Source organism: Pseudomonas sp. B21-054 (genome assembly GCF_026016345.1).
Lineage (GTDB): Bacteria > Pseudomonadota > Gammaproteobacteria > Pseudomonadales > Pseudomonadaceae > Aquipseudomonas.
The window spans coordinates 4,478,408-4,496,540 of sequence record NZ_CP087204.1 but is presented as its reverse complement, the minus strand read 5'-3'; the positions used below and the strand labels follow the sequence as shown (position 1 = coordinate 4,496,540).

Genomic DNA, 18,133 nt, shown 5'->3' with positions numbered 1-18,133 from the left:
ATGTCCACCCTGAAGGGTCTCCTGATCGCCCCGGGGAGGCGATCAGGGGACCCTTCAGCGCAGCACTGTCCTACTGAACCATCATGCTGTAGGCACAGCTCAGACGATGTGTTCCTCCGTGCCACCGGCTGTTGCTCGGCTTGGGCGCGCTCGCTGTTTCAGAAGGAGAAGCGAGCTTGGGCAAGGTCGTTCAGGAGTTTCCAGGTTTTGAACGACGCGGCTTTCGGTGGCGTGGGGACGCTCTCTCTTGCGAGGCGATGGGTAAAGCCCCCCGACATTCTGGGTACCGTGTACAGGACCAAAACTTGTTGTGCTTGCCGTCACGTTGACGCATTGGCGCCCCACACAAAGGGCAATTCGGGCCGCCGGGGCTATGGAGCGCCAAGGTCGTCGTACGGTAGTGCTCGACCAGTTGGCTGATCCAGGCGGTTTGCTTTGCGAGGAAATCCTCGAGCGTCAGTTGGCCGGCCTCGATCATGTCGAACGCCTGCTCCCAGATGGCGGTGGTGGCCGGATCTGCTATGGCGGGAGGTACCGAATCAATCAAGGTGAAGGCCGCCTCAGAAGCCCGTACAGATCGCCCTTTGATGTACAGATACCCTCGGCTCAGCAAACCGCTGATGATATTAGCCCTTGTGGCTTCTGTGCCGATGCCTGTCGTCTCCTTGAGAACCTGCTTCAGCCTTGGGTCTGTCACCAGTTTGGCCGCGCCTTTCATGGCCTTGATCAGCTCACCCTGGGTATAAGCTTTGGGGGGCTGAGTCTTGAGGGACTTTAGCTCCACGTTCGCCATGTTGCAGCACACACCCGAGTGGAGGTCTGGCAGCGCTTGGCTGCGTGGCGACGCTTCGTCGTCGTTGGGGGGGCATTCGCTACCCAATACCCGGTGCCAACCTGATTCCACGACGTGTTTGCCATGGGCTTTCAATACATGGTTGCCACAGGTGAGCCGCACGGTAGTGCGGTCGTACTCATGATGGAGCAGAAACTGCGCCAGATAACGGGCCCTAATCAACTCGTAGACCGCGCATTCGTGTTCGCTTAAGGCCAACCGATTAAACGGTTCAAGTGTCGGGATAATGCCGTGATGCGCGCTGACTTGGCTGTCGTTCCAAGCCCGGGAGCGTAGCGTGGGATCGGCGGATTGCACCAAAGGGCCCACGCCAGGATCGCTCTTTATCAGTGCAGCGAAGACCGCTTTTGCCTCGAGCAACATGCTTTCGGGTAGGTAACCTGAGTCTGTGCGCGGATAGGTGGTCGCTTTGTGGGTCTCATAAAGCGATTGAGCAATGTCCAGTGTTTCCTGCACGCCGAAGCCCAAGCGTCTTGAACAAACTTCTTGCAAGGTGCTCAAGTCGAAGGGTAGCGGCGGTGCCTCTCGAGTTCGTTGCGTCTCAACCTCCAATACCTGTGCAACCCCTGTCGCTCTGAAGCTCTGCTGCGCCTGCAAAGCGACGGTTTGCCTGATGCACCGGCCTGCTTCGTCAGTGGCACTGTCGGGCGCGACCCACTGCGCTGTAAACGCTTGCCCCAGTACTTCAAGCTTCACCTGGATAACCCAGTAAGGCGTTGGTACAAATCGTTCGATCTCGCGATCCCGATCAACCACTAAGCGTAAGGTCGGCGTTTGCACACGTCCCACCGACAACACCCCGTTGAGCCCTGCCTGGCGGCCAAGGAGTGTAAACAGTCGGCTCATGTTCATGCCGATTAGCCAATCCGCTCGTGAGCGGGCGAGGGCAGAATGGTAGAGGGACTGAGTTTCTTCTGCCTGTCGTAACTGACCCAGGGCTTTACGGATGGAGGCCTCGTTAAGTGCTGACAGCCACAGCCGTTGGATAGAACCGCGGTACTGACACAGCTCAAGCATCTCGCGAGCAATCATCTCGCCTTCGCGATCAGCATCAGTGGCGATCACCAATTCAGATGTTTGGGCCAGTAGCTGTTTGACGATTTTGTACTGAGCCGCCGTGTTCGCTTTGACTTGGACACGCCACGAGCTCGGAATGATGGGCAGATGGTCCAGCGACCACTGTTTGAAGCGTTCATCATAAGCTTCAGGTGGTGCCGCTTCGACCAAGTGTCCGATGCACCAGGTCACACTGATACCCACGCCTTTGAAGCAGCCGCTGCCACGTTGTCGAGCGCCAAGCACCCTGGCAATGTCTTTGCCCTGGGAAGGTTTTTCACACAGAAAGAGTCGCATGTCATGCCCAGCAAAGCAGTTGAGAGGGCAGGAAGATGCATGAGGGGAGACGGTGCGCGCGACTCTCAAAGCGATTCTGCATCAGAGCGTATTGATGATCAGTCGGCAGAGGTGACCCTGAGCCAGGCATGGGCGCAGCGGTCTTTGCACCAGCGAATTCGTCATGTGCCGCCGGCTGGGACAGGATGGACGTCAGTGGACGCTCACGATGCAGTAGGGGTTGCGAGCGTTTTGGCGCAAAAGAGCGACTGACGACTGGGCCAGCCGCTCAAGCGGTTTCAAGAATCAATTTGGATGGTCGTCGCCATCGGTGGCGGCAGATGATTTGCCACCCAATGTGACCCGTTCGACTCGGTAGGGCAGGATGCCCACGCGCCGCGCCTCGATTTTGAACGTCACTCGTGCGTTCTCATCCGCATCGGCCCATTCCTCCTTGACCGAGCGTCCTTCGACCATCACCCGCATGCCTTTTTGATACAGCGTGCTCCAGTGTTCTGCTTCACGGTGCCAGATTTCAACCGGCGCCCAGAAGCCGCCTCGATCTTCATAGCCGTCTTTGACAGGAACAGGGTTGTCGAAATAAACATTGAGCCTCAGCAGACGCCTGGGCTCGTCATTGCGGTTGTTGAATTCCCGAAATTCGGGCGCCGATCCAATATTACCTTCACCGAAAAAATGAGTGCTCATGAGGGGCTCGCTTATACAAGGGCGCGTTGTTTAATGCAGCGTTGATAGACCGCTTCGGCGTGCGACATCTTGATGGCGCAGTCATTGGCTTGGCGGGCCAGGATGTGGCTCATGCTGATTTGCATATTCAGCACGATCCGCTGTTGCTCCAGTGCGTAGAGGTCGTCAATCAGCAGATTGGGGGTGGCCTCGTGTTCAATGCATTGCTGCCAGAGGGACACCCCCATGTTGGTGCGGTCGGGGTTACGCCAGCGCAGAAAAGTCGTCCCGGCCCCCGTGCTGTGTCGGGTCAGCTGGGCTGCCAGCAGGTTGAAGGGATAACGCCGAGCTTGGGTCAGGATTCTTGTCTGCGCTAGCTCAATCAGACCGTCACGAAGTGCATTGCAATCGCTGGCCCAGTCCTCCAAACAGCCCTTACCTTTAAAAGGCTGTAAAAGGCCTTTTAGGTAGGCCGCATGCTGCAGTTGCTCTAGCTCTGAATGAACCAAGGGTTTGAAATAGTGCAAGGCCATCAGCGCTCTTCCTCTGCTGGCTGCTCCCGAGCGCAGGAGGCAGGTTCATGAGGACTGAGCGTTTCACTGTCGATGGCGACGTCCAGAGTTTTTTCTTCATCCTTTTGAGGGGCGCTGATCGTAAGCCGGCGCACCAAGGGCGGGGCAAAGCGTGAGCGACGGGTGCCTTCCAGAATGTCTTGATCAATCTCACCAAAACGTTCTTTGGCGGATATCGCCAGGGGGGTATTCGCCTGATAATCCTCACGGTTCAAGCCGGATGATTTGTACTGTTGAGCCAGGCTGAACAGGCTTCGCAAAGCGTGCGCCCCTTCGTTAAGCCAGCGTTCTAAGCTGGAGCGATCAATCAATGCGGTGTGATGAGCCAGGATCAGACGTCGTGCCAGATCGTCATAGTCGGCCAATAGATACACCGCCATGAAGCCAAGTTGGGCGTTGACGAATAGCGGCAATTTGACTGGCTGCACATTGAGGTTCTCGCCCAGACTCAAGGCGGAAGGCACTTCTGAAAGTGCCAGGTTCACCTGCTCATTCAAGGCCTTGAGGATGTCTTTGGTAGCGTTGAGCTTGTCTTCGATTCTTAGCATCCAGACGTCGGCGTAGGGGTCATCCAGTTCCGCGCCACGTTTCATTTTGTTCATGACGGCAATGAAACCGTTCAGGCCGATGATCGTTGCTCGGCCTTGGGAGGCGTCTCGCCCGTGCCAGATGCGAGATGCGTGATGGGTGTGCAGGGTCAATTGCACGCTACTGCGCAATGTACCGAGGTTCAGTTGCAGGTCGTTCGCCATGGGAAGTCACTCAGGGACTGTGGGAGGGCGCCCAGCTTTGCGGCACGGCGGGACTCTGTCATTGAACAAAGCGCAGGCTGTGCGAGCCTGATTGGTGTCTGCGAAGGTAGGGGCGGCAGCTATCCCCAGGGGATAGCTTCAGAGGCTTACTGTTATCGTTCCTTCAACAGACCCTTGAGTTCGTCTAGGTAGGCGTGAGCGACGGCAGGATCTCGTTCCGTTTTCTGAGTTTGCTTGGGGCTGGGCTTCGATCCGCTCGATTCAGGCGTTTGTTCCTTGGCTGCCCAGACGGTGAATTGACCCTGCAATGCTCTCTGCAGAATGCCAAATAGGTAGCCGGCCGGATTGCGTATATGGGCTTCTCGGCACCGAGCCGCCCATTCATCCAGAACTGCCTGCCGCAACTCGACGGGCAATTGCTGCAAGGCCACTTTGGCACCCGCTTGCTGTGTGGACGTGAGCGATGAAAAGCGGGTAGGGAGAATCAGCTCGGAACCTGCCTGCGAACTCTCGCCAGTACGTAGTATTTTTAACGCTTTTGTACTTAACGTACTCGCAGGCTTCGGATGCCGAAGAGAGTGGTCCGGCGGGGCTTTGGACCTCGGTTCGGATACCGAAGACTGGGCGTTTAGTTTCCGAAGAGCTTCAGGGGTACGTTCTTCGGTTTGCATATCTGGCGTCACATCGGTGGCCTGCGCTTGTTGTAGACGCACAGCTAAAACCTGTAGATGGCTGGGCAGCAATTGAGTTTGAACACTGGGGTCATGGCTAATTTCTTCGAGCACCGCCAATCCGACGCGCTGAATACCCTTATTGGCGTGCTTGAGCGTGTGGCTGACCAATACCATGTATCCGGGATCGATCTGCATAGCTTCAAAGGGCGTCAAAGGGCGATCGTGCAGGACATACAAGTTACCGAGCACACGTCCGGTACGGGCGTCTCGCCGTCGGCGGGCCAAGCTCAACCATCTTGTCAGGCGCAACAACGTCAAGGTCTTCGCTACCGTCTCATGGGAGGCCAGGGCACCGCAGGGGACGGATGCCAGGTAGCTACGCAGTTGATCATAGGTCGGGAAAGTGGTGACCCCATCGTCGTTCAGCAATAATCGGAAAATTTGCCAAGCATTGCGTTCAAGCGGAGTCAGACGTTGATCGAGAAGCAATGCTCTGGGGACGGTCTCATGGCGATTGCCACTGAACAGAAAACCGTCCCCGTTCCCTTGCGCGCTCTGGGCGTGCAAACTCTTCAGGGCGCTATCAAGCACGGAGGAGAGCGGTGTTGGGCCCGAGGTTTTCACCGCGCTAGACCAACCCTTGATCGATCCAATCACGCAGAGATGCCCAAACCACGGAGGCCGGGTACGAAAGCTCCTCTGCCAGATCAAGCGTCAGGTCCAGTAAGGCCCGGTCGTCATCCACCGAAATTTTTCGTGCCTTGAATTGAGGATGCCAACGCTCCCAGAGCAGTGTGTCTTGTGCTTCGCTGAGGACGTGATGCCGGCCTTTACGCTTGGGCAGTCCCAAAATGTTTCGGCGCAGGGCCACTTCCTGATGAGTCAGACCGTAGAATCTACTGACCATCTCCGTACTGGCGCCCAGGCGCAGCATGCGGTCAATACTGGAGATTTCCAGGGCGACGTCTTCTGCTTGACCGAGGATCTTCTGCAGCACACCACGGTTGATCTGGACCGTGCACCAAGGCACACGAGCATTGAGCAGAACGCTGATCAGCCCGGGCTCCTTGAGTGCGGCCAAGTCTTCATCAGCAAATCCCATGGTTTTGCAGCGTCTGAGTTGGCCGTTGCGCAGATCATGCAGCGCCTGGGCTATAACGGCTTGGTTGATCGGATGGGGCGTCGTCATAATTCCTCCTTGGTGTGCATGTCCTGATCAGTGCCAAATTCTGATTTGAGGTCAATCAAGCGTCGGGCTAAACGAATCAAGCGAAACAACTTGATCAGATTGGCGTCACTCAATCGGCATGCCTGGGCATCCGGTTGTGTGGTACCTAACAGTAGAGCGCCGATTTCCATCGGGACGCTCGATGCAGAGGAATTGGTTGTCAACGTTTCCAGTAAGGCGACCAAAGTTAACGGTGACGGATGTTCGGGTACCGTTTCGAAGCAACAGCGGAAGCCGATCCCTTCATCCACTTCAGTAATGACGTCAGCCTTGGCAACGTCCTGACATATTTCACGAGCGAATTGGCTGATGTGAATTCGCAGACGCTGTGGCTCATCCAGTGCCGGATCAATGTTCCAGATGTCCGAAATGGGGAAGAGGCTACCCTGCGCAAACGGCAGGACGTCTGATGCCAGTGAGGGGCCATCGCCAGCATGTCTGGCCACCAACGCTTGGATGGACTGCAGGCGATCAGAATCAGATACCTCCGGAAGGTTGGGCTCTTTGACTGCCTGAACAATTTTTGCTGCAGAGTCGGCCAGGATAGACGGGACGGCTGGACGGTCGAGCCCGGTATCCAATGCAGCCGCTGTTCGTGGGCAGGGCAGGGAGGCCTTCATCGGAACATGAGTCAATGCCTGCTCACGCTTCTCGCCTGCCTCAGACGCCAGTGCGAGCGTGTCGTAGTCAACGCCCAAGTAATGAGCCATTTGTCCAATGACCTCATCCTGAGCGCGGTCGATGGAAAAGTCGGCTGTGGTCCCATCAAACAACATCAGCGCTTCTTGGAAAAGGGACGCAAAATCGATGGTAAGGATTTTTGTTTTTGCGTGCTCCTCCCAAATCTTGACACAGGTTCGCCGCAGCACGGCCAGCCGTTCGACTTGATGGCGGCCCAGTCCTCCATATAGGACGTTGGGGATGGCCGGCAGTAAGTAGTGAACCGCATCTCGCATACGGCTAATGTGGGATTGGTGGACAGGGTAGCCGTCCGCGGTCAACCGCCTGGACAGCTCTGACTGGGAAAGAGAAGTACCGCTTTCAAGCTCATAGAGCTCCCTGGCTTTCTCAACCCCGAGCGCGCGCTCAATAAATGTCAGGCCTCCGCGCATTTCGTTCTCGGCCAGATGGCCGGTCAGTGAAATGATCTCACCGCGTTCTGGCCAGGGGCGGAACATGCACGTCAGGTGGAAATATTGCTCGTCCTTTGTTTCAGACCAGAGCTCACGCAGTATCGACAGCCGCGTGTTGCCACCGTTGCGAACCCGAAAATAAGGCTCACCTGGCCGTCGGGTGATTGGGGGTGGCGCATCAAGCCCACGCTGACGAATGGACGCCTTGATTTCATCGTACTTTGGGTTGCGCGTAACCCTCGGGTCCAGGTCGTAGGGCTTCAAGCAGTCCAGTGTGACGATCAGGGGCGTCTCGACCTCTGGATCGCTCGGGCAACCCGAGGCAGCTCGTTCGCACGGCGCTTTTGAATTTTGTTTGGATGCTTCATCTTGTGTGGGGTAGGTGGATGCCACGCTCACGTAACTCCTTAGCCGCGATCGCTTAAACGATCGGCAATCCATTGGTCGACTTCCGTGGCGTCCCAGCCTACGGCTCGAACGCCCAGACGGACGGACTTTGGGAATTTGCCCTGACTCATCAGGCTGTAAAGGAACGAGCGCTTGAGTCCCGTTTTTTGCTCGACGTCTGAAAGTCGCAATATACGAAGCTCAGGAAGGGGAGGTTTTGAATCAATATGCATAGGCATGGTTGACACTCCTTGACGATTGATCGCGCCTGTTAGCGCACGGGTAATAATGTTTCAAGGCAAACGAGCATCGCGAATGAGCGCTTTGGTTGTAGCGGTCAGGTCATGGTTGCTCTCAGAAACGGCGTAGTTCGTTAGCTGTTTGCAAATGTGTCATGGGTACAGTGAGCTTTATGAATACATGCAGGGGTGTTCAGGCCGACTGCTGGATTGAATTACCGGCTTTTGCGCATGGTAGTAAGCGTTGGTGCCGTTGAGCTGTTCATTTTGAATCATGAGTCTTTCCATAACCTGCAATGCCCATCTATGGAACTGCATGCTTGGGGACGACGAAAGATTCAATGCGTCAAGGCAGATACCCATTTAACTGGTAGACAGTTGATGATTTCTGGATGTTGCATTGGAGAGGCCGCAGCGTTGCGTTGTTCGCGGATCGTACGCGTTGTGAACGGGTACGCGATGATGCCGCGGATCAAGCCAGTTCATGCATGAACTCACTGCTAAAGCATTGTCTTTGAGAGATTCCAACTGATACACGCAGCGAGCATGAGGGGGGCGCCATGTCGTTAATGGGCAGAAACATTTTGAATAAAATTGCGTGCCTATTACACATGGTGAAATGGATGTGAAGTTGACAGCAACAAGACCTTTCCCTAGGAGGAAGTCGTTTATGACTTCGTGCATGTGGTATTCCTTACCATATGTTGCAGTGACTTACGTGAAGAGGACTCGCGACGGTTTGCGAACGCAATATTTCGTTAATGTCTTCTCATAAGCAAGTGCTCGAAGTGCCATTATCTGATGCGAGTTGCTGCTACTTTAATGGGCTTGTCGCTATGGAATTGAAAGCTTTCATATATGTCTGATCATTTTTCGTCAAACTTGTACCACCTATGCTGTCATTACCGATCTGTCGCGGAGGTGTGCCGAAAACTGAAGATCAACCGAGGCCAGTTCACCAAGTATTTGAACGGCAGCAGCCGACCTACGCCTTACAACCTAAAGCGTATTTGTGATTTTTTCGGTGTGGAGGAGTGCGAAATTGTACTGCCAACCGAGCAGTTTCTCCCCCTGATTGGCGTCCAATCGCGCTCTCGAACAACCGAGCCGCTGAGCGCCGCGTTGAGAATGTTCGATCATCTAGGCAAAAGCTCGACAGACCGGTTTTCGACGTTGCTGGGCTACTACCATGAGTACTACTACGCCATGACCGAACCCGGTCAAATCCTTTGCTCATTGGTCCATTTGCGCGAGGAAGCTGGACAGGTGGTATATGAGCGTCATGAACGAGTACAAACGCTTGAGGCGGGGCAAGAAATTTTTGAGCGATACCTGTACAAGGGAATTGCCTACTACCTGCGAGACCGGGTTTTTCTTCTCGATTATGAATCGCTGACGAATAATGAGATCACCCAGACCATTCTGATTCCTAGCTACAAAAGCCGTTTGTCTCGGCTCAATGGCCTGAAGCTAGGGGTATCGGCTACAGACCAACGCGCACCGACATGCACGCGCGTGGTGTGGGCTTTCTTGGGCACCCATATTGATCAGGAGGATGCTCTGAAGCGGACTCGATTGTACCGGCCCGAAGATGCTAGAGTGGATGCAGATTTGCGTGAGCGTTTATCGCGGACGGAGTTCGAGGGAGGGACATTTAGGCTGGTATCATCATAGAAACCGTGCGGTATTTTTATCGGGCCAGAACCTGGCCGATGCCCAACGTGATCAGGATGGCCTGCGTGATCGCCTCGCTAGTGCTTCTGGAGGGCGTCACCGAGCTGCGTGCTGGGGTGTACGTCTTTTTTGATCTGGTTATGCATAACGTTGGCGTATGTGCTCTCGAAGATTTGGCCCTCTCTGTGCTCACTACCGTGATCGGGCACCAACCAGACAAAGGATGGATCATCACCGATTCGGGCTGGATGGCAATGAGTCGAGATCGCGGAACTCAGTCACAGCAGTGCGACTTCGGCTATGGCTTGGTATCCGACACGAATGGTTTGATCATTGATGGCCTACTGCTGCGTTCGGCCAACCAGGTGCACGGTGTTGCCTCTTTTGAGGACGGCTTGAACGTGGATGTCGAGAAGCTGTACCCAATAGGTACACGACTCCGTGTACTGCCCAACCACGCCTGCGCAACAGGTGCACAGTATCAAGCTTATGAAGCGCTGCAGGCGAGCGGTGAGACAACTCATTGGCCTCGTGTAAATGGATGGTGATGCGCCTCGGGAAGGTTATGGCTCTTTCGCAATTCTTGTAGGTCCTAAATGGATCTGTGTGGTCGCGGTCGAAAGTTTGCCCGACCGAGAGAGCTTTGCACCCTCCCTCGGACGGCTAGTCATTGCTCTACCAATTCAAAGGATATTCCGTTATTAAGCGCACCTCATCCAATGAGGTGCCGAAGTCATTGCGATACGTTGCCTGGCGAATCTTGAAACTCAGTTTTTTTGCCGGGCCACTTTGTACAACATAAGCGAGCTGCACGTCTCGTTCCCATTCGGTGGCGTCGGTGACTCCGGAGGGTAGAGTGATGTTATCGCCATGTACATAGCGAACCATAAAGGCAAGACCCGGTATCCCAAGAGATGCGAAATTATAATCGTAGCGTGCCTGCCAAGATACTTCGTCTTCTCTTACGAAATCACCAAATTGGATGTAGTTGGCCAGATAGTTGCTGTCACCGCCATCAACGCCGTATGAGTAGGCGCCCTTGCCGTGAACTTGCTGGTTCGCTACAGCAAAGGTATGCGGCCCATACAGATAGGTGGCTTTCAAACTGAACGCACGGTTATCCAACTCGCCTCCACGTTGTTGACCGCTGCTTTTGAGGTCATAACCTCGAAAGTCAAATGTTAGCGTCTGTCCTGTATTGACAGGCAACGTCCAACTGGCACCCACATAGGTTTTGTCCCAGTAGTCTTCAACATGTGACCCGTAAAGCGATGCGCTAAGCGACGGGGTGAACTTATAAGTGGCGCCGAGGAAGTCAGCTTTAGTCAAAGGCGATGAGTCGTGAGAGGTCCGCTCCTTGAGCGTCATGGAGGTGATATGTCCGGCCTCAATGGTCAGATTGGCAATCTCCTGGCTATTCAAATAGAAGCCGCGTGCGGTTTCGGGAAGCAAGCGCGAATCGCTGTTGGTGAAGACGGGAGTGTTTAAAATCTGATCACCATACTTCAATACGGTTTGCGACACTTTTATTTTGATTGCTCCCCCAGCCTTAGAGTAATCATCCTGCGCATGGTCGACACCGGCCTGACGGTTGCCGCTGCTCGGTAATAGCCCGGTATTAATGCGATCAGAGCTGCTGTCCAGTTTCATCCCGTACATGCCGATTAGGTCCAGACCGAAACCCAAGGTGCCGGAGGTGAAGCCCGAGTTGAAAGTGCCGATAAAGCCCTGTGCCCATTCCTCACGGTAGTTCTGAGGGGCGTTAGCCTGGTGATAATCACGGTTGAAATAAAAGTTACGACTCAGCAACTGGGTCTTGCTGTCCTTGAAAAATGGCGATTCGGTCAAATCCTCTGCGCAACTCCACTGGGAGGTGGTGGCGGCGAGTACCGCTGTGCATAACGCTGGTAATTTGTTCATGGTGGGTTATGTCCGTAGTGGTAAGGGCAGTCTTCAATCGATTGCTTTCTGGTTATGGGTACAGCTTTTTTTGGCCGCAGAAGTCCTCACGGCGGTACTAGCGCCGCAGCGGGGACTTTGCGTCAAAGAGTCAGGCGTGCAGCGAGATCAGCAACTAGCCAGTGGTGGGTACAGCGGCTGCGGCGAATCGGGAGATGTCGAACTCGTTTATCGGCGTGCTGCTGGCTCCGGTGGCAATGAGTTCGGCCATGACGTCGCCCACTCCCGGACCCAACTGAAAACCGTGGCCGCAGAAACCGAAGGCGTAAAACAATCCATCGACCTGGCTGCTGGCACTTATGATGGGCCGGTCATCGGCGGTATAGCCTTCGACCCCGCTCCAAGTTCGGATCACATTGACATTCGACAAGCTGGGGGCAAGGCGGCGTAAACGACCCAGTTGCTCCACAACGGCCTTCGGATCAGGTGGTGACAGAAGCGCGGAGGCGTCCAGATGAGTGTGATAGCCGCCTCCAAATACGATGTTTCCGCGCGTCACTTGACGGAAATAGACGATTTCGCTTTTGATTTCAGAAAAAACCCCAACCACTTCCTTAAATCGATAGGGCAGGGGCTCGGTCACAGCCATATGGGGCCCCCGTAGTTCGATAGGTACCGTTTCCCCGAACTGCGAAGACAAACGGCTGCCCCAGCCGCCTGCTGTAATCAGTACCTTGGCGGCATTGAAGGTTTCACCTGCGCAGCTCGTCAACGTGAAATGATCACCGTTTTTTTCGACTCGGTTGATTTCGACTTGCTCGCGCAGCACCGCGCCTTCACGGACTGCCGCACGGGCAAACGACGGCGCTGCAAGCCTGGGATTGGCGTGCCCGTCATACGGGGCATGGGACGCGGCGAGTACATCAGGACCAAGATAGGGAAAGCGCTGACGCATTTCTTGACCCTGATAGATCGTCAGCCCAAGTTCGCTCAGTTGTGGATTACTGTTGTACGTACGCAGCAATTCGAGTTCCGACTCTCTGTAGCACGCACGCACATGGCCGGTAGGAATGAACTCCAGGTCCTCGCCGATCAGCTCGGGCAAGCGCCCCCAAAGCGCTCTGGACCGATTGGCCAACGGGATCTGGGACAGAATGCGGCCCTGACGGCGCACATTGCCAAAATTAGTACCGCTGGCGTGCTGGCCCACCAGGCCTCGCTCAAGCATGAGGACTTTAAGACCACGTCGTCCCAGAAAGAAGGCGCTCGTCGCGCCCATGAGACCAGCGCCTACAATGATTACGTCGGGGTGCCGGCTATTCATTTAACGGACTCCTTGGATGCCTCAGTCGCTGGACTGACTTGCAATGGTCGAACGGGAGCCTGGCCTCGCAAGCGGCCGACTGTTTCTACCGGTACGTGGGCGGCGCTGGCAATGATCTGGGCTCCAGCCTCCGCACAATAACGGCCTTGGCAACGGCCCATGCCGACACGGCTGAACGCCTTAGCGCGATTAGCTTCGCAGGCATGTCTTTCCCGTACCACGGCACGTAAATCGCCGGCGGTTATACATTCACAGCGGCAAACAATCGCCTCGTTCGGCAACTGCGCCGCGTGGTCTGCGGGCCACGGAAACGCTTGAGCCAGGCCCATGCGGAAGCGGTCAAGAGCCTTGAGCAAGGTGCGCTGCTGGAGTACAAATTCCGTATCGATCGCAAATCCAAGGTCTGACAGCACCGAGGTCGCCATCAATCGCCCTGCGGCTTCAGCCGCATCGGCTCCGCGGACACGTGCACAGTCGCCGGCGGCATAGACGTTGGGGCGGGAAGTGCGGTAATCATCGTCAAGCTGCATGACCCATTGGCCTGTCTCGCGCTCGAAACCGAAGGCGCATTTGGCCAGGTCGGCTAACTGGGTCTCAGGCCGCAAGTGATAGCCAACTCCGACGGCGTCGCAAGCCAAACGCTGGTATCGGCCTGCACGATCAAACCAGGAAACCGCGCAAACGCCCGACGCCTGGTCGCCTTGAATTTCGTCCGGGCGTATGCCGGTATGGATAGGGACCCGGGCCCTCCATAAGCGCCACATCAATTGCAAACCGGTAAGCATTACCATGGGGCGTGCAAGCATCATCGGCAATGCCTTGAGGCGTTGAGATAGCGCGGAGGTGTCAAGCACCGCGGCCACTTTGGCGCCCGCCTTGACGTACTGCGCAGCGACCAGATACAGCAACGGCCCTGTGCCCATGAAGACTACGCAATGGCCGATGGATACAGCTTGAGCCTTGAGTGCGATCTGCGCTCCACCGAGACTGAACGTTCCTGCGTGATGCCAACCTTTGACCGGCAACAATCTGTCCGTGGCCCCTGTGCAAAGAATCAGCCGATCAAATTCGACTTCGCGGTGTTCGCCCTTGCATGAGGCATACAAGGTTTTCCCGGAGATTCCCCAGACGCAGGTTTCCGGCCAGTAATCGATATGATCAAGTAGACTGTCGAAACATTCATGCAAGGCCTTGGCTTTGCTTGCTTCGGTGCCATAGAGTTGACTGTATCCACGGGTGAATCCCGAAGGCTGGCGTCGATAGATCTGTCCGCCGTCTCGGTTGTTTTCGTCGATGACCAGAGGACGGATCCCGTAGCTCACCAGCACTTGGGCACAACGGGTACCGGCGGGGCCCGCACCTACGATGACTACACGAGGTTCCATGCCGCCTCCGGGGAGCGAGTGATTATCGACAATCCTTCCCGAACAATGGTGCTACATGCACGTAGTCGCTCGCCGTCAGTAGTCCAAATCCAACAATCCTGGCATGCACCCATCAGGCAGAAGCCTGCTCTGCTACCCTTATCGAATTCAGACTCCCGCAAGCTATTGGTATGGGAAAGAATCGCAACCATGAGGGTATCGCCCTGCAAAACTTCCACGTGTTGACCATCTATCTTGATAGTGATCTGCGGCCGCGCATGCTCGGCCAAACGCTTGAATCTGCCGGTCATACGGTCTCTCCTTGACTTACCCACGGTTGATGATGCTGCAGACGCGCAAGGTCCTCGGCGCTGCGATGGCAAAGAACAAGATTGCCCTGGGGAAAGCGCTTGAGTGGCGGTGCGATGGTGTCACAGACGCCCTTGATATGGGCTGGGCAGCGGTTGCGGAAGGTACACAGAACCGCTGGGTCGCTACCAGGGGGTAGGGGAACTGTATTCCAAACCGGAACAGGCTGATCGTCGAGCCAGTGACGCCGCATTTGAGGTACCGAACGCGTCAGCAGATCGGTGTAGGGATGCAAGGGGCCACGGCTCAATGTCTGGCGACTGCCTACTTCGACTTGGTGACCTGCATAGAGTACGACGACTTCATCACAAAGTTCTTTGACCGTCGAGATATCATGACTGATGAACAGGTACGACAAACCTAGTTCGCGACGCAATTCGATCAACAGCGCAACGATAGCGGCACCGACCACTGTATCGAGCGCTGACGTCACCTCATCGCAAAGGATTACCGACGGTTCGGCAGCCAGCGCCCTAGCTAAGTTAACGCGCTGTTTTTGACCTCCGGATAACTCACTGGGGTAGCGGCTTATTACGCTAGCTGGAAGTTGCACCAGATCGAGCAACTCCATAACGCGCTTCTGTTGCTGTACGCGGCTCATACGACGGTAGATTTGCAGCGGACGACTAAGAATTTGCGCGATACTTTGAGAAGGATTCAAAGCGGTGTCGGCGTTCTGATGAACCAGTTGGATTTGACGAAACTGCTCGGGAGTACGTTTGGACAGAATGCCTGGCAACCGTTGGCCGTCAAATATCAACTCCCCTCGCGCAGCGGGAAGAAGCCCGGCGATAGAGCGTGCCAGGGTCGACTTGCCTGAGCCGGACTCGCCAATGATGCCGATGGATTGCCCACGGTGGAGATCGATATTGATGTCATACAACACTTTGATCGCGGGCAGGCCTTGTGAGTCCTTGTCGCCATAGCCGGCAGTCAGTCCGGATACCTGCAACAGGGCGTTCTGCATCGGCTTTACAAAGAGTGATTGTGTGACGTTCGGAGGCTGGGCGGCTTGCATAAGCTCGCGCGTGTAGATGTCGGTGGGAGCCAGAAGCACCTGGTCGATAGTGCTCGCTTCTCGCACACTGCCGGATTTGAGCACCAGAATCTGGTCGGCCATCTGCGCCACGACAGCCAGGTCGTGGGAAACATAAACTGCGCTGATACCGCGCTCGCGCATGACTTTTTTGAAGGTGCGCAATACTTCAATCTGGGTCGTTACATCCAGCGCCGTGGTGGGCTCGTCAAGGATAATCAGCACCGGGTCGGTGATTAACGCCATTGCCGCCATCACGCGCTGGAGCTGCCCACCGGATACTTGGTGGGGATAGCGTTCACCAATGGTTTTTGGGTTGGGCAGCGCTAGTGCTTCGAACAGTTCAATGGCGCGCTCGCGCGCCTGAGCGCGGTTCATCAAGCCGTGTATCAGTGCCGCCTCAATGACCTGTTCCATCAACCGTTTGGATGGGTTGAATGCCGCTGCCGCGCACTGCGCAATGTAAGCGACAGTGCGGCCACGCAGCTTATGCAGTTGTGCGTTGTTGAGAGAGAGGACCTGAATGTCGTCTACCCGCACCGTTCCGCCGCTCAGGCGACAACCCTCGCGAGCGTAGCCCAGCAAGGACAGGGCGATGGTGGTCTTGCCGGAGCCAGACTCACCGATCAACGCCATGACTTCGCCCTTGCGTAGCGTGAAGCTTACTCCTTTGACGATTTCGGTTTCGCTACCATCTACACCGTCAGCGGTCACTCGCAGGTCGATCACTTCTACCAGATCGGTCATGTCAGAATCCTCCCCGGTGCCGCGCCGACAAACTGTCGATGAGCAAATTGACGCCGATGGTCAACGTACCAAGGCTGATAGCCGGCCAGAGCACAGCAGGTACGCCCTGGCTCAGCCCCGAAATATTCTCCCTGACAAGGGAGCCAAGGTCTGCGGCCGGTAGTTGTACGCCAAGCCCTAGAAAGCTCATACCACTTAGCAGCAGCACGGAAAATACGAACCGCATGCCGAAGTCGCTCAGGATTGGCCCCATCATGTTGGGCAGCATTTCCCTGGCGGCGATGTAAAAACGGCTCTCGCCGCGACTGCGCGCAACCAGCACGTACTCCATCTGTGCAATGTTTAACGCCAGGCTCCGGCAGATTCGAAAGCAACCGGGACTATAGGCGAGCACGGCCATGATGATTAGCAGCGGTACCGAGGAGCCGAACACCGATACCAATACCAGCGCAAGCATCTTGCTGGGCATTGATATCAACGCATCCATAATCCGGCTAACAGCTTCATCCACCCAGGTATTGGAAAGCACTGCCAACAGTCCTAACGTCACTCCGGTCAAGCAGGCCAGTACGGTAGAAATGAGTGCCAGGCCGACTGAATAACGAGCACCGTCCAGGATGCGGCTGAGCATATCGCGACCCAGGAAGTCGGTGCCCAGCATGTGTGTCCTGCTGTAACTGGCGAAAATATCCTGGGACACCATATCGCTGGGATCGAAAGGCGCCAGAAAATTGCCGAACGTCGCGACGAACAACCAGAACAGCACCAGAAAGGCGCCGATCATTGCGCTGACGGGGCGCCGTACGGATTTTTTCTTGGGCTGGCGCAGGGTATCCTCGGCGGGACGCTGCGAAGTAGCATTGTCTTGGCTCATAGGCTTCTCAATTTCGGATTGGTGATAACACCGAGCACGTCAGCGATGATCAAAAGCAGCAGATAGGCGCTGCAGAACATCATTGCGCACGCCTGTATCAGCGGCATATCGCGGTTGGCGACTCCGTCTACCATCAACTGCGCGAGCCCCGGATAGTTGAATATGGTCTCGATGATCACTGCTCCGCCTACCAAGTACGACAAACTGACAGCGATTGCATTGGCGATTGGACCGACCGTGTTCGGCAGAGCATGGCTAAGCACCACTCGCACCGGTCCAACGCCCTTCAATCGAGCCATTTCGATGTAGGGCTTGCTCATCTGATCGACCAGTGCGGCCCGAGTTAGCCGCGCCATCTGCGCGGTAATCACGCAGCACAGGGTGGCTACCGGTAACGTGTATGCACGGATGAATTCCAGCGGACTATCAATGTCCTGAATAAATACCAAAGCTGGTACCCACTGAAGCTTAACTGCGAAGATCAGCACCGCCAGGGTTGCAATTAGAAACTCAGGTATCGCCACGGTGGTCATGGTCGCGGCGTTAAGACTGCGGTCGAGCGCGCTACCTCGGAACATTGCGGAGGTGATGCCGATCACCAATGCCAGTGGCACAGAGATGGCGGCCGTGACAGTCGCAAGAGTGGCGGAGCTACCCAGCCGGGCGCCAATCAGGTCAGTGATTGGTGCATGGCTGGCCAACGACATTCCCAAGTCGCCCTGTAGCAACCCATAAAGCCACGCAAAATAGCGAACCACTGCGGGGCGCTCCAAGCCCATTTCTTTGCGCAACGCTTCCAATTGATCTGGGGTGGCGAATTGTCCCAACGACTGCTGAGCGGCATCACCTGGCAAGAACGCAGTGACGAAAAAGACCATCAGTGACACGACTATCAGTGTCAGTACGATGCCGCTCGCGCGTCGCGCGATATACAAAAAGGTCTTGAGGCTCATGGCCTTCTGCTCCCGGAAAAGTCTAACGCCCGCACA

16 protein-coding genes and 1 pseudogene are annotated in these 18,133 nt (G+C 55.7%); 2 read left to right on the top strand and 15 right to left on the bottom strand.

The window, feature by feature from the left end; genetic code table 11:
* Nucleotides 1–190: 190 nt before the first annotated feature.
* The 8 genes from LOY70_RS19365 to LOY70_RS19330 form a co-directional block, all read right to left on the bottom strand.
* Nucleotides 191–2,206: a DNA topoisomerase III gene (locus tag LOY70_RS19365; protein ID WP_265028945.1), complete on the bottom strand. Its 2,016-nt coding sequence runs from the start codon at nt 2,204–2,206 to the stop codon at nt 191–193.
* A gap of 285 nt (nt 2,207–2,491) precedes the next feature.
* Nucleotides 2,492–2,893: a single-stranded DNA-binding protein gene (locus LOY70_RS19360; protein ID WP_265028944.1), complete on the bottom strand. Its 402-nt coding sequence runs from the start codon at nt 2,891–2,893 to the stop codon at nt 2,492–2,494.
* Between the two features lie 11 nt (nt 2,894–2,904).
* Nucleotides 2,905–3,405, bottom strand: coding sequence for a DUF3158 family protein (locus LOY70_RS19355; RefSeq protein ID WP_265028943.1), 501 nt, complete (start codon nt 3,403–3,405; stop codon nt 2,905–2,907).
* Nucleotides 3,405–4,196: a PFL_4669 family integrating conjugative element protein gene (locus tag LOY70_RS19350; protein ID WP_265028942.1), complete on the bottom strand. Its 792-nt coding sequence runs from the start codon at nt 4,194–4,196 to the stop codon at nt 3,405–3,407. The genes LOY70_RS19355 and LOY70_RS19350 overlap by 1 nt, the downstream gene beginning before the upstream one ends.
* 152 nt (nt 4,197–4,348) lie before the next feature.
* Nucleotides 4,349–5,527 (bottom strand): STY4528 family pathogenicity island replication protein, encoded by a 1,179-nt coding sequence (locus LOY70_RS19345; RefSeq protein ID WP_265028941.1) that lies wholly within the window; start codon nt 5,525–5,527, stop codon nt 4,349–4,351.
* Nucleotides 5,499–6,059, bottom strand: coding sequence for a DUF2857 domain-containing protein (locus LOY70_RS19340; RefSeq protein ID WP_265028940.1), 561 nt, complete (start codon nt 6,057–6,059; stop codon nt 5,499–5,501). Before LOY70_RS19340 ends, LOY70_RS19345 begins: the two co-directional genes overlap by 29 nt.
* Nucleotides 6,056–7,630: a ParB family protein gene (locus LOY70_RS19335; RefSeq protein WP_265028939.1), complete on the bottom strand. Its 1,575-nt coding sequence runs from the start codon at nt 7,628–7,630 to the stop codon at nt 6,056–6,058. Before LOY70_RS19335 ends, LOY70_RS19340 begins: the two co-directional genes overlap by 4 nt.
* An 8-nt stretch (nt 7,631–7,638) precedes the next feature.
* A complete protein-coding gene (locus tag LOY70_RS19330) occupies nt 7,639–7,857 on the bottom strand; it encodes an AlpA family transcriptional regulator (RefSeq protein ID WP_265028938.1) in 219 nt (72 codons plus the stop codon).
* A gap of 858 nt (nt 7,858–8,715) precedes the next feature.
* Here LOY70_RS19330 and LOY70_RS19325 point away from each other — a divergent pair.
* Both LOY70_RS19325 and LOY70_RS19320 read left to right on the top strand, forming a co-directional pair.
* Complete coding sequence (locus LOY70_RS19325; RefSeq protein ID WP_265028937.1) at nt 8,716–9,531, top strand: helix-turn-helix domain-containing protein; 816 nt, start codon at nt 8,716–8,718, stop codon at nt 9,529–9,531.
* A gap of 86 nt (nt 9,532–9,617) precedes the next feature.
* A pseudogene (locus LOY70_RS19320) lies at nt 9,618–10,079 on the top strand (DSD1 family PLP-dependent enzyme); the annotation flags it as partial.
* 127 nt (nt 10,080–10,206) lie between these two features.
* Here the strand turns inward: LOY70_RS19320 and LOY70_RS19315 are convergent.
* The 7 genes from LOY70_RS19315 to LOY70_RS19285 all read right to left on the bottom strand — a co-directional run bounded on the left by LOY70_RS19315 (nt 10,207) and on the right by LOY70_RS19285 (nt 18,097).
* Entirely contained in the window at nt 10,207–11,451 is a 1,245-nt protein-coding gene (locus LOY70_RS19315; RefSeq protein ID WP_265028936.1) for an OprD family porin, read from the bottom strand.
* Nucleotides 11,452–11,605: 154 nt separating this feature from the next.
* Nucleotides 11,606–12,754, bottom strand: coding sequence for an NAD(P)/FAD-dependent oxidoreductase (locus LOY70_RS19310; protein WP_068934443.1), 1,149 nt, complete (start codon nt 12,752–12,754; stop codon nt 11,606–11,608).
* The gene (locus tag LOY70_RS19305) at nt 12,751–14,139 is read right to left on the bottom strand and encodes an NAD(P)/FAD-dependent oxidoreductase (RefSeq protein WP_265028935.1); all 1,389 of its coding nucleotides are present in this window, start codon (nt 14,137–14,139) and stop codon (nt 12,751–12,753) included. The genes LOY70_RS19310 and LOY70_RS19305 overlap by 4 nt, the downstream gene beginning before the upstream one ends.
* Complete coding sequence (locus LOY70_RS19300; protein WP_265028934.1) at nt 14,124–14,429, bottom strand: (2Fe-2S)-binding protein; 306 nt, start codon at nt 14,427–14,429, stop codon at nt 14,124–14,126. The genes LOY70_RS19305 and LOY70_RS19300 overlap by 16 nt, the downstream gene beginning before the upstream one ends.
* The gene (locus LOY70_RS19295; RefSeq protein ID WP_265028933.1) at nt 14,426–16,270 is read right to left on the bottom strand and encodes an ABC transporter ATP-binding protein; all 1,845 of its coding nucleotides are present in this window, start codon (nt 16,268–16,270) and stop codon (nt 14,426–14,428) included. Before LOY70_RS19295 ends, LOY70_RS19300 begins: the two co-directional genes overlap by 4 nt.
* A gap of 1 nt (nt 16,271) precedes the next feature.
* Nucleotides 16,272–17,144, bottom strand: a complete 873-nt coding sequence (locus LOY70_RS19290) for an ABC transporter permease (protein WP_413776609.1) — start codon at nt 17,142–17,144, stop codon at nt 16,272–16,274.
* On the bottom strand, nt 17,141–18,097 hold the full coding sequence (locus LOY70_RS19285) for an ABC transporter permease (RefSeq protein WP_265028932.1): 957 nt from the start codon (nt 18,095–18,097) through the stop codon (nt 17,141–17,143). The genes LOY70_RS19290 and LOY70_RS19285 overlap by 4 nt, the downstream gene beginning before the upstream one ends.
* Nucleotides 18,098–18,133 lie beyond the last annotated feature (36 nt).